This is a genomic window from Streptomyces sp. NPDC049915 (assembly GCF_040656475.1).
Lineage (GTDB): Bacteria > Actinomycetota > Actinomycetes > Streptomycetales > Streptomycetaceae > Streptomyces.
Window position 1 is genome coordinate 341,218 of record NZ_JBFAMH010000002.1, and the last position, 11,398, is coordinate 352,615.

Genomic DNA, 11,398 nt, shown 5'->3' on the forward strand with positions numbered 1-11,398 from the left:
ACTCCCCGTACGCTGCTTCCCTGGCGCGGATCATTCAAGCGTCAATCGCAGTCACGCGCAGACCGAGGGATCACCCCACTGATTCCGGAAAGCACACTTCAGGGGCGGGCGATGGAGCAGACACACACCTCCCAGAGCGGCACGACGGCGACCCCCGGCGCGCAGCGGCGGGTCCTGGTCGTCGAGGACGATCCGACGATCGTCGACGCCATCGCGGCCCGCCTGCGCGCCGAGGGATTTCTCGTGCAAACCGCGGGTGACGGCCCGGCGGCCGTCGACACCGCCGAGGCCTGGCAGCCCGATCTGCTGATCCTCGACATCATGCTGCCCGGCTTCGACGGGCTCGAGGTCTGCCGGCGGGTGCAGGCGCAGCGGCCGGTTCCGGTGCTGATGCTCACCGCCCGCGACGACGAGACCGACATGCTGGTCGGGCTGGGCGTCGGGGCCGACGACTACATGACCAAGCCGTTCTCGATGCGGGAGCTGGCCGCCCGCGTGCACGTGCTGCTGCGCCGGGTGGAGCGGGCCGCGCTGGCCGCCGCCACGCCGCGCAGCGGTGTGATGCGCCTGGGCGAGCTGGAGATCGACCACGCGCAGCGCCGGGTCCGGGTGAAGTCGGAGGACGTGCATCTGACGCCCACCGAGTTCGACCTGCTGGTGTGCCTGGCGAACACCCCGCGCGCGGTGCTCTCCCGTGAGCAACTGCTGGCGGAGGTGTGGGACTGGGCGGACGCCTCGGGCACCCGCACGGTCGACAGCCACATCAAGGCGCTGCGCCGGAAGATCGGTGCCGAGCGGATCCGCACCGTGCACGGTGTGGGCTACGCGCTGGAGACGCCGACGCCATGAGCGACGGGCGGCCGGCCGCACGGCGGCGTCCCGGGGATCCCTGGGGCGGCGTACGCCCGTTCTCGATCAAGACCAAGCTGGGTGTGCTGGTCGTCATCGCGGTGCTGATCACCACGGGACTGATGATGATCGCCATGCGCACCCGGACGGAGCTGCGCTTCATCACGGTCTTCTCCATGATCGCCACACTGCTGATCACGCAGTTCGTGGCGCACTCGCTGACCGCGCCGCTGGACGAGATGAACACCGTGGCCCGGTCGATCTCGCAGGGCGACTACACCCGCCGGGTGCGGGAGAGCCGTCGTGACGAGCTGGGCGACCTCGCCCAGACGATCAATGTGATGGCGGACGAGCTGGAGGCGCAGGACCGCCAGCGCAAAGAGCTGGTGGCGAACGTCTCGCACGAGCTGCGCACCCCCATCGCGGGTCTGCGGGCGGTGCTGGAGAACATCGTGGACGGCGTCACCGAGGCCGACCCCGAGACCATGCGCACGGCGCTGAAACAGACCGAGCGGCTGGGCCGACTGGTGGAGACGCTGCTGGACCTGTCCCGGCTGGACAACGGCGTCGTACCGCTGAAGAAACGTCGCTTCGAGGTGTGGCCGTATCTGTCCGGCGTGCTGAAGGAGGCCAACATGGTCGCCTCGGCGCGCGCGGGCATCGCCTCCGGCTCCGGCAGCCACACCCGCGCCGACGTCCATCTGCACCTGGATGTCTTCCCGAGCGACCTGACCGCGCACGCCGACCCGGAGCGCATCCACCAGGTCGTCGCCAACCTCATCGACAACGCGGTCAAGCACAGCCCGCCGCACGGCCGGGTCACGGTCAAGGCGCGGAGCGGGAAGGCACCCGGCTCGCTGGAGCTGGAGGTCCTGGACGAGGGGCCCGGCATCCCGAAGTCGGAGTGGCACCGCGTCTTCGAGCGGTTCAACCGGGGTGTGGTCGCGCGGCCGCACGGTCCCGGCAGCGACGGCGGCACCGGGCTCGGCCTGGCGATCGCGCGCTGGGCCGTGGACCTGCACGGGGGCCGCATCGGCGTGGCCGAATCCGAGCGAGGTTGCCGGATTCTTGTCACTCTTCCAGGAGAGCCGACCGTCCAAAGTTGACGTAGGGTTCGGAGCGGAGCCTCAAGATCCACGAGCGTTCGCGCCGACGGACACGTGTGATCAGGCACACGTCCGCACGCCCCGCGTGCAGGGCCCCCGTCGCCGTACCCCGGCACGCCTCTTTCACACCGGAACCACGCTTGTTTCCCGCCATTTCAAGCGCCGAAACACGGGCTGAGATGTGACTTACGCGACGATGAACGGGCCCGACCTGACCTTCACCCTCAGGGAGGCGTAGCCTTTATTCCCGCTGTCCATCACCTTGTGAAGCGGAAGAGGGCGGTTGCCGCCGTGTCGCCACAGTCCCCCAGTAACGCATCGAGCGCACCTACGACCGACGCCGACCAAGCGGGAAAGAACCCCGCTGCCGCGTTCGGTCCCAATGAGTGGCTCGTCGATGAGATCTATCAGCAGTACCTCCAGGACCCGAATTCGGTAGACCGTGCCTGGTGGGACTTCTTCGCCGACTACAAGCCGGGGGCGGCAGGAGCCCCGGTTGCGTCGGGTAGCGCGGCCGCGGGGGCCGCGCAGACCCCCACCCAGGCGCCCACCCCGGCCCCCCGGGCCGCCGCGCCGGCCGCTCCGGCACAGCCCGCTGCCCCGGCTCCCGCGGCTGCGAAGCCCGCGGCCGCCGCTCCGGCGCCGGCCCCCGCTCCCGCCCCCGCGGCGAAGCCCGCCCCCGCCCAGGCTCAGCCGGCGCGTCCCGCACAGGCGCCCGCTCAGCCCCAGGCGAAGGCGGAGCCCGCCAAGGAGGCCCCCGCGGGTCCGGAGCTCGTGACGCTGCGCGGTCCGTCCGCCGCGGTCGCGAAGAACATGGACGCCTCGCTGGAGATGCCGACCGCCACCTCGGTGCGCGCGGTCCCGGTGAAGCTGCTGTTCGACAACCGCATCGTCATCAACAACCACCTCAAGCGCGCCCGCGGCGGGAAGATCTCCTTCACGCACCTCATCGGGTACGCGATGGTGCAGGCCATCAAGGCCATGCCGGCGATGAACTGGTCGTACCAGCTCAAGGACGGCAAGCCCACCCTGGTCAAGCCGGAGCACGTCAACCTCGGTCTCGCCATCGACCTGGTCAAGCCCAACGGCGACCGCCAGCTCGTCGTCGCGGCGATCAAGAAGGCCGAGACGCTGAACTTCTTCGAGTTCTGGCAGGCCTACGAGGACATCGTCCGCCGCGCCCGTGACGGCAAGCTGACGATGGACGACTTCACCGGCGTCACGGTCTCGCTGACCAACCCCGGCGGTCTCGGCACCGTCCACTCCGTGCCGCGGCTGATGCCCAGCCAGTCGGTGATCATGGGCGTCGGCTCCATGGACTACCCGGCGGAGTTCCAGGGCACCAGCCAGGACACCCTGAACAAGCTCGGCATCTCGAAGGTCATGACGCTCACGTCGACCTACGACCACCGGGTCATCCAGGGCGCCGCCTCCGGCGAGTTCCTGCGGATCGTCGCGAACCTGCTGCTCGGCGAGAACGGCTTCTACGACGACATCTTCGAGGCGCTGCGCATCCCCTACGAGCCGGTCCGCTGGCTCAAGGACATCGACGCCAGCCACGACGACGACGTCACCAAGGCCGCCCGCGTCTTCGAGCTGATCCACTCCTACCGGGTCCGCGGCCACGTCATGGCCGACACCGACCCGCTGGAGTACAAGCAGCGCAAGCACCCCGACCTGGACATCGTCGAGCACGGCCTCACCCTGTGGGACCTGGAGCGCGAGTTCGCCGTCGGCGGCTTCGCCGGCAAGTCGATGATGAAGCTGCGCGACATCCTCGGCGTGCTGCGCGACTCGTACTGCCGCACCACCGGCATCGAGTTCATGCACATCCAGGACCCCAAGCAGCGCAAGTGGATCCAGGACCGCGTGGAGCGCCCGCACTCCAGGATGGAGCGCGAGGAGCAGCTGCGGATCCTGCGCCGCCTGAACGCCGCCGAGGCCTTCGAGACGTTCCTGCAGACGAAGTACGTCGGCCAGAAGCGCTTCTCCCTGGAGGGCGGCGAGTCCGTCATCCCGCTGCTGGACGCGGTCATCGACTCCGCGGCCGAGTCGCGCCTGGACGAGGTCGTCATCGGCATGGCCCACCGCGGCCGCCTGAACGTGCTGGCCAACATCGTCGGCAAGTCGTACGCGCAGATCTTCCGCGAATTCGAGGGCAACCTCGACCCGAAGTCGATGCACGGCTCCGGCGACGTGAAGTACCACCTGGGCGCCGACGGCACCTTCACCGGCCTGGACGGCGAGCAGATCAAGGTCTCCCTGGTCGCGAACCCCTCCCACCTGGAGGCCGTCGACCCGGTCCTGGAGGGCGTCGCCCGCGCCAAGCAGGACATCATCAACAAGGGCGGCACGGACTTCACCGTTCTGCCGGTGGCGATCCACGGCGACGCGGCCTTCGCGGGCCAGGGCGTGGTGGCCGAGACCCTGAACATGTCGCAGCTGCGCGGCTACCGCACCGGCGGCACGGTCCACATCGTCATCAACAACCAGGTCGGCTTCACCGCGGCCCCCGAGTCCTCGCGTTCCTCCATGTACGCGACGGACGTGGCCCGCATGATCGAGGCCCCGATCTTCCACGTGAACGGCGACGACCCCGAGGCCGTCGTCCGTGTCGCGCGGCTGGCGTTCGAGTTCCGCCAGGCGTTCAACAAGGACGTGGTGATCGACCTCATCTGCTACCGCCGCCGCGGTCACAACGAGTCGGACAACCCGGCCTTCACCCAGCCGCTGATGTACGACCTGATCGACAAGAAGCGCTCGGTGCGCAAGCTGTACACCGAGTCCCTGATCGGTCGCGGCGACATCACCCTGGAAGAGGCCGAGCAGGCGCTGCAGGACTACCAGGGCCAGCTGGAGAAGGTCTTCACCGAGGTCCGCGAGGCCACCTCGCAGCCGGCCGGTGTCGACTCCGCCGAGCCGCAGGACGGCTTCCCGGTCGCGGTCCCGACCGCGATCTCCACTGAGGTCGTCAAGCGGATCGCCGAGTCCCAGGTCAACGTGCCCGACCACATCACCGTCCACCCGCGTCTGCAGCCGCAGCTGCAGCGCCGGGCGGCCATGGTCGAGGACGGCACGATCGACTGGGGCATGGGCGAGACCCTGGCGTTCGGTTCGCTGCTGCTGGAGGGCGTGCCGGTCCGTCTGGCGGGCCAGGACTCCCAGCGCGGCACCTTCGGCCAGCGCCACGCGGTCATCATCGACCGCAGCACCGGCGAGGAGTACACGCCGCTGCAGTACCTCTCCGAGGACCAGGCCCGGCTGAACGTCTACAACTCCCTCCTGTCCGAGTACGCGGCCATGGGCTTCGAGTACGGCTACTCGCTGGCCCGCCCGGACGCGCTCGTGCTGTGGGAGGCCCAGTTCGGCGACTTCGTCAACGGCGCCCAGACGGTGGTGGACGAGTTCATCTCCTCCGCCGAGCAGAAGTGGGGCCAGACCTCCGGCGTCGTCCTGCTCCTGCCGCACGGCTACGAGGGCCAGGGCCCGGACCACTCCTCGGCCCGCCCCGAGCGGTTCCTGCAGCTGTGCGCGCAGAACAACATGACGGTCGCCATGCCGACGTCTCCGGCGAACTACTTTCACCTCCTGCGGTGGCAGGTGCACAACCCGCACCACAAGCCGCTGGTCGTCTTCACGCCGAAGTCGATGCTGCGTCTGAAGGCCGCCGCCGCGAAGGCGGAGGACTTCACCACCGGTCAGTTCCAGCCGGTGATCGGCGACACCTCGGTGGAGGCGAGCGCGGTCCGCAAGGTCGTCTTCTGCTCCGGCAAGGTCTTCTACGACCTCGACGCCGAGCGCAGGAAGCGGGGCGTCACGGACACCGCGATCATCCGTCTGGAGCGCCTGTACCCGCTGCCGGGTGCCGAGCTGCAGGCCGAGATCGCGAAGTACCCGAACGCCGAGAAGTACCTGTGGGCCCAGGAGGAGCCGGCCAACCAGGGCGCCTGGCCGTTCATCGCCCTGAACCTGATCGACCACCTGGACCTGGCGGTCGGCGCGGACATCCCGGCCGGCGAGCGCCTGCGCCGCATCTCGCGTCCGCACGGCTCGTCCCCGGCCGTCGGTTCCGCCAAGCGGCACCAGGCCGAGCAGGAGCAGCTCGTGCGCGAGGTGTTCGACGCGTAACCGCTCCCGCGGGTCGTACATGACCGGGCCGCACCCCTGCTCAGGGGTGCGGCCCGGCCGTTTGCGCCCACTTATCCTTGGCCTCATGTACTTCACCGACCGAGGCATCGAAGAACTGGAGAAGCGGCGCGGCGAGGAGGAGGTCACCTTCGAGTGGCTCGCCGAGCAGTTGCGGACGTTCGTCGATCTGAACCCGGACTTCGAGGTCCCGGTGGAACGCCTGGCGACGTGGCTGGCGCGGCTGGACGACGAGGACGACGAGTAACACCTAGCGGGCATCGGCGGGGCGCTCTCGGGCGCCCTGTGCCGCCCTGGGGGCTTTTCTCGGGTCAGTCGCGGGGGTGGGTGATTCCGTACGTCAGGCCCAGGGCGCCGTGGGCCAGCAGCAGCGCCCCCACCGCCGCCCAGCCGCCTCTGTGCCGTCGTAGGCCCCACAGGGCGAGCGAGAGGCCCGTTGTGAGCTGGGCGGCGCCCAGGGCGCGGGCCTGCGGGGTGGCGGACCAGGGAAGCCAGGGGGCCAGTGCGGCGCGCTCGACGGCGTCGAGTTCGCCGCGCAGCGTCTCGCGCAGGCCGTGCCGGTCCAGCTCGCGGACGCCATGACGCCTCAGGGCGGCTTCCCGAAGCCGGTCGGTGGCGGCGCCCGGATCGAGGCCGGGCGGCAGGGCGACGCCTGCTCGGGTGAGGACCGCCAGGAGGCCGCGCAGCCGGGCGCGGGCGTCGGCGGAGGCGTCGGGGCGGGTGAGCTGCTCCAGGGCCTGCACGTCCAGGACCGGGTCGAGGCCGAGCCGGGCGGCGAAGGTGCGCATCGCCTCGTCCTCCCCTGCGGCGGTTCCGTTGGCCAGCCAGACGTAGCCGACAGGGCGGCGGAACCCCGCGGCGAGGGTGTAGCCCGTGCGGTCGGTGTCCCACCACAGGGCGAGCACGGGCCAGGTCGCGGCGACGGCCAGGGCGGTGGCCCAGCCGGTGAGGACCCGGTCAACCGGTTCGCCGCCGTGCCGCCAGGGACCTCCCTCGGGCACGAGGACGCTCCATCCCTCGCCCGCCTCGGCGAGCAGCATGGGATCGCGCAGCAGCCGGGCGGTGGGGGCGACGGCCGCGGGCGCGGCACGGCACAGCAGCAGCGCGCCGGACGCGGCACCGCCGGACGGGCGGCTGCGACCGTGGGCGTCTTCCGTCGGCATGTCCCCACGCTAAGGCCGCGTCACCGCCGTCCGCTCCCCCTGATCACCAGAACGGGTGTCTTGACTTCCCGACACCGCGATATATCGTGAATCTCGTAAGACGCGATATGGCGTGTCGAGGAGGTCTTCCATGTCCGAGTGGTCCGTCGCAGAGCCGCAGAAGCTCACCTTCGACGAGCCGGTGAGCGAGCTCCACGTGCGTATCGTCAACGGCACGGTGAACGTGGTGGGCGCGGACGAGGGTGCCGCCCGCCTGGAGGTCTCCGAGATCGAGGGCCCGCCCCTGCTCGTCACCCAGCGGGGCGGCACCCTGACGGTGGCGTACGAGGACCTGCCCTGGAAGGGCTTCTTGAAGTGGCTCGACCGCAAGGGCCGGCGGCGCAGCGCCGTCGTGTCCCTGGCCGTCCCCCCGCACACGCGCGTGGAGGTGGGCGTGGTCGGCGCCGAAGCCGTGCTCTCCGGCGTCGACGGCCGCGCCGAGGTCAAGGGGGTCACCGGGGACACCACCCTGGTCGATCTCGGCGGCCCGGTGCGCGCCGACACGGTCTCGGGGAATGTGGAGGCGCAGGCCCTGCGCGGCGAGCTGCGCTTCAACTCCGTCTCCGGCGACCTGACCGTGCTGGACGGTTCCGGTTCCGCGGTCAGGGCGGACTCGGTGAGCGGCTCGATGATCGTGGACCTGGACCCCGCGGACCACCCCACCGACGTCAGCCTGACCAGTGTCTCGGGCGAGATCGCGATCCGCCTGCCCCACCCGGCGGACACCCGGGTGGAGGCGAACACCGCGAGCGGCTCGGTCTCCAACGCCTTCGAGGACCTGCGGGTCACCGGTCAGTGGGGCGCCAAGCGGATCACCGGCCGGCTCGGCGCGGGCAACGGCCGGCTGAAGGCGACCACCGTCTCCGGCTCCATCGCCCTGCTGCGGCGGCCCCTGGCCGAGGACGAGCCCTGGGAGGCGCGGCCGCACGACAACGGCCCGGCCTCCGGCGCCGGCGGCACCTCGGGGGACAATTCCGTTTCCGGTCCGGGCGCGGGTGACTTCGGCGCCCCGGCCGACGGCACGACCGACAAGAAGGTGCTCTGACATGCCTCCCGTCTTCGCCCACGGCCGCCTGCGTCTGTACCTGCTGAAGCTCCTGGACGAGGCACCCCGCCACGGCTACGAGGTGATCCGCCTCCTGGAGGAGCGCTTCCAGGGGCTGTACGCGCCGTCGGCCGGCACCGTCTACCCGCGCCTGGCGAAGCTGGAGGCCGAGGGCCTGGTCACCCACACCACCGAGGGCGGTCGCAAGGTGTACGCCATCACCGACGCCGGCCGCGCCGAGCTGGCCGACCGCAGCGGTGAACTGGCCGATCTGGAGCTGGAGATCCGCGAGTCGGTCGCCGAGCTGGCCGCCGAGATCCGCGCCGACGTGCGCGGCGCCGCGGGAGACCTGCGCCGCGAGATGCGCGCGGCGGCGAGCGAGGCCCGCCGCGGCCGGACGAGCCGCGCCCACGACACCCCGGACATGTCCGGGCTCACCGACGCCGACGCCGACGCCGACGCCGACGACAAGGAGGCGTGGCGCGCCGCCAAGGAGGAGATGCGCCGCGTCAAGCAGGAGTGGAAGGAGCAGGCCCGGCGCGCCAAGGACGAGAGCCGCCGGGCCCGCGAGGAGGCCCAGCGCGCCCGGCGCCAGGCCAAGGAGGCCCAGGAGCGGGCCCGCGCCCAGGCGCAGGAGGAGCTGCAGCGCGCCGCACGCCGGGTGCAGGAGCAGGTGCAGGACCACTTCGCGCGGGGCGACTGGCCGACGGGCGTGAAGGAGGGGCTGACCGAGCTGGCCAAGGAGTTCGGCGACTTCGGCAAGGACTTCGCCTGGGGCCGTACGGCCTCCGACAGGCCGTACGCGCAGCCCGAGTACGAGCAGACACCGGAGGACTTCCCGGCCGTCTACGAGCCCTCCTGGGCCCACGAGCCCCTGACGGGTGAGCCGGCCCGCGACCTCGACCGGCTCCTGGACCGCTTCCGCGACGACATCCGCGACGCGGCCCGCGACCACGGCGTCGACGCCGACCAGCTGCGCGACGCCCGCCGCCATCTGTCCACGGCGGCGGCCCACATCGGAGCGATATTGCGCACCCCGAAGGCATGACGCGACGGCCGGTTCAGCCGGCCTTCGCCTCTCCCCCGCCGTACAGCACCCCGGTCACCGACGCATGCGTCACCCCGTGATCGGCGAGCACCTCGGCCGGCACCCCCGGCAGTACGGTCAGGGCCAGCAGCAGATGCTCGTCGCCGATGTGCCGGTCGCGCCGCGCGAGGGCCATCCGCAACGACTTCTCCAGTACGTCCTTGGCCTCGCGGCTGAAGCGCGGCCGCTGCCCGGACCACCACCGCCCGTCCCTGGTGTCGCCGGCCACGGCCCCCACCCCGTGGGCCTCCTCCACCCGGGCGATGATCTCCTCCACGTCGATACCCAGCCCCGCCAGCGCGTCCGCGTCGGCCCGGGTCAGCCCGGCCCGCCGCCGCGCCTCCCCCAGGTCCCGCCGTACCGACTCCCGCCAGTCATCGCCCCCCAGAGCCGCAAGCGCGAACGATCCCCGGCTGCCCTCCTGATCGAGCAGCGCGAGCAGCAGATGCCCGGCACCGACCGTCTGCGCGCCCTCCCTTCCCGCACAGGCGACCGCCCCCTGGACCACACCCCGGGCGTCCTTGGTGAACCGCTCGAACATCAACGCCTCCCGTACTTCTTGTGCACGGCCTGCCTACTGAGTCCGAGCTCCGCGGCGATCTCCTGCCACGACCAGCCCTGATTCCGGGCGCTGCGCACCTGCACCGCCTCCAACTGCTCCAGTAGCCGACGCAGCGCCGCGACGGCCCGCAGGCCCACCCGCGGGTCCCGGTCTCCCGCCCGCTCGGCGAGATCGGTGGCTTCACTCATGCCAGTCAACCTACGTTGACACCCCGACCTTGTCAACGACAGTTGACACCAAGGGCACGAAAAAGGCGGGCCCGAACGCGGACCCGCCTCAGTCGAACCGAACCTCAGGAGTTGGCGAGCACGACCTTCCCGAACAGCTCCCCGGACTCGATCCGCTCAAAGCCCTCACGGGCCCGCTCCATGGGCAGCACCTCGTCGATCACAGGCCTGACCCCGGTGGCGGCGCAGAAGGCGAGCAGATCCTCCAGCTCGTCCTTGGTCCCCATGGTCGACCCGACGATCTTCAGTTCGAGGAAGAAGATCCGCGTCAGCTCCGCGTGCGAGGGCCGGTCCCCGCTGGTGGCCCCGGAAATGACGAGCGTGCCCCCGGGCCGCAGCGACTTCACGGAGTGCGACCACGTGGCGGCGCCCACGGTCTCGATCACCGCGTCCACCCGCTGCGGCAGCTTCGCCCCGGACTCCAGGGCCTCTACGGCCCCCAGCTCCAGCGCCCTCTTGCGCTTGGCCTCGTCCCGGCTGGTCGCGAAGACCCGCAGCCCCGCGGCCTTGCCGAGCGCGATCGCGGCGGTGGCGACACCACCACCGGCACCCTGCACCAGCACGGAGTCACCGGGCCGGACACCGGCATTGGTGAACAGCATCCGATAGGCCGTCAGCCAGGCGGTCGGCAGACAGGCGGCCTCCTCGAACGACAGCTCCTTCGGCTTCGGCAGCACGTTCCACGTCGGTACGGCCACCTGCTCGGCGAAGGTCCCCTGATACCGCTCGGTAAGGATCGACCGGGGCTCCTTGGGCCCGACGCCGTGACCGCTCTGGCCGATCACGGAGTGCAGGACGACCTCGTTGCCGTCCTCGTCGACACCGGCGGCGTCACAGCCGAGGATCATCGGCAGCTTGTCCTCTGCGAGGCCCACGCCGCGCAGGGACCACAGGTCGTGATGGTTGAGGGAGGCGGCCTTGACGTTGACGGTGCTCCACCCGGGACGGACCTCAGGAGCGGGACGTTCCCCCAACTCCAGACCGTTCAACGGCTGGTCGCGGTCAATTCGAGCGGCATAGACAGCGAACATGCCCCCGACGATAGGTTCCCCACGCCCCGCGTGGAACCACAGCACGCTGTGACACACACCCTCTTGCGCACAACCACCACGACGGACGTGTTGACCTGCGCACGCGGCATCTCGTGGCGCCCTCTGCCCCACCTGGCCGGGGG

The 11,398-nt window shown here is 70.9% G+C and carries 10 protein-coding genes; 6 read left to right on the plus strand and 4 right to left on the minus strand.

What is annotated here, in order from left to right:
* Positions 1-111: 111 nt before the first annotated feature.
* The 4 genes from AB0J12_RS03915 (at position 112) to AB0J12_RS03930 (ending at position 6,348) form a co-directional block, all read left to right on the plus strand.
* On the plus strand, positions 112-849 hold the full coding sequence (locus AB0J12_RS03915; RefSeq protein WP_103781389.1) for a response regulator transcription factor: 738 nt from the start codon (positions 112-114) through the stop codon (positions 847-849).
* Complete coding sequence (locus AB0J12_RS03920) at positions 846-1,955, plus strand: ATP-binding protein (protein ID WP_363262573.1); 1,110 nt, start codon at positions 846-848, stop codon at positions 1,953-1,955. Before AB0J12_RS03915 ends, AB0J12_RS03920 begins: the two co-directional genes overlap by 4 nt.
* A 291-nt stretch (positions 1,956-2,246) precedes the next feature.
* The gene (locus tag AB0J12_RS03925; protein ID WP_363262575.1) at positions 2,247-6,083 is read left to right on the plus strand and encodes a multifunctional oxoglutarate decarboxylase/oxoglutarate dehydrogenase thiamine pyrophosphate-binding subunit/dihydrolipoyllysine-residue succinyltransferase subunit; all 3,837 of its coding nucleotides are present in this window, start codon (positions 2,247-2,249) and stop codon (positions 6,081-6,083) included.
* Positions 6,084-6,168: 85 nt separating this feature from the next.
* A complete protein-coding gene (locus AB0J12_RS03930) occupies positions 6,169-6,348 on the plus strand; it encodes a DUF6104 family protein (protein ID WP_003992906.1) in 180 nt (59 codons plus the stop codon).
* A gap of 64 nt (positions 6,349-6,412) precedes the next feature.
* Here the strand turns inward: AB0J12_RS03930 and AB0J12_RS03935 are convergent, their stop codons facing one another.
* Positions 6,413-7,264, minus strand: coding sequence for a hypothetical protein (locus AB0J12_RS03935; protein ID WP_363262576.1), 852 nt, complete (start codon positions 7,262-7,264; stop codon positions 6,413-6,415).
* 130 nt (positions 7,265-7,394) lie between these two features.
* Here AB0J12_RS03935 and AB0J12_RS03940 point away from each other — a divergent pair, with 130 nt between their 5' ends.
* Positions 7,395-8,348 (plus strand): DUF4097 family beta strand repeat-containing protein, encoded by a 954-nt coding sequence (locus tag AB0J12_RS03940; RefSeq protein WP_363262577.1) that lies wholly within the window; start codon positions 7,395-7,397, stop codon positions 8,346-8,348.
* Between the two features lies 1 nt (position 8,349).
* A complete protein-coding gene (locus AB0J12_RS03945; RefSeq protein WP_363262578.1) occupies positions 8,350-9,396 on the plus strand; it encodes a helix-turn-helix transcriptional regulator in 1,047 nt (348 codons plus the stop codon).
* Between the two features lie 13 nt (positions 9,397-9,409).
* Here AB0J12_RS03945 and AB0J12_RS03950 read toward each other — a convergent pair whose 3' ends face one another.
* From AB0J12_RS03950 to AB0J12_RS03960, 3 genes are all read right to left on the minus strand, one after another.
* Positions 9,410-9,976: a Clp protease N-terminal domain-containing protein gene (locus AB0J12_RS03950; protein WP_363262579.1), complete on the minus strand. Its 567-nt coding sequence runs from the start codon at positions 9,974-9,976 to the stop codon at positions 9,410-9,412.
* Positions 9,976-10,185: an HTH domain-containing protein gene (locus tag AB0J12_RS03955; protein WP_363262580.1), complete on the minus strand. Its 210-nt coding sequence runs from the start codon at positions 10,183-10,185 to the stop codon at positions 9,976-9,978. The genes AB0J12_RS03950 and AB0J12_RS03955 overlap by 1 nt, the downstream gene beginning before the upstream one ends.
* Positions 10,186-10,289: 104 nt before the next feature.
* Complete coding sequence (locus AB0J12_RS03960; protein WP_363262581.1) at positions 10,290-11,255, minus strand: zinc-binding dehydrogenase; 966 nt, start codon at positions 11,253-11,255, stop codon at positions 10,290-10,292.
* Positions 11,256-11,398: the final 143 nt, after the last annotated feature.

What these genes read in the sequence shown, in the direction of transcription:
- AB0J12_RS03915 (WP_103781389.1), top strand. Translation starts at nt 112, where the DNA reads ATGGAGCAGACACACACCTCCCAGAGCGGCACGACGGCGACCCCCGGC.
- AB0J12_RS03920 (WP_363262573.1), top strand. Translation starts at nt 846, where the DNA reads ATGAGCGACGGGCGGCCGGCCGCACGGCGGCGTCCCGGGGATCCCTGG.
- AB0J12_RS03930 (WP_003992906.1), top strand. Translation starts at nt 6,169, where the DNA reads ATGTACTTCACCGACCGAGGCATCGAAGAACTGGAGAAGCGGCGCGGC.
- AB0J12_RS03935 (WP_363262576.1), bottom strand. Translation starts at nt 7,264, where the DNA reads ATGCCGACGGAAGACGCCCACGGTCGCAGCCGCCCGTCCGGCGGTGCC.
- AB0J12_RS03940 (WP_363262577.1), top strand. Translation starts at nt 7,395, where the DNA reads ATGTCCGAGTGGTCCGTCGCAGAGCCGCAGAAGCTCACCTTCGACGAG.
- AB0J12_RS03945 (WP_363262578.1), top strand. Translation starts at nt 8,350, where the DNA reads ATGCCTCCCGTCTTCGCCCACGGCCGCCTGCGTCTGTACCTGCTGAAG.
- AB0J12_RS03950 (WP_363262579.1), bottom strand. Translation starts at nt 9,976, where the DNA reads ATGTTCGAGCGGTTCACCAAGGACGCCCGGGGTGTGGTCCAGGGGGCG.
- AB0J12_RS03955 (WP_363262580.1), bottom strand. Translation starts at nt 10,185, where the DNA reads ATGAGTGAAGCCACCGATCTCGCCGAGCGGGCGGGAGACCGGGACCCG.
- AB0J12_RS03960 (WP_363262581.1), bottom strand. Translation starts at nt 11,255, where the DNA reads ATGTTCGCTGTCTATGCCGCTCGAATTGACCGCGACCAGCCGTTGAAC.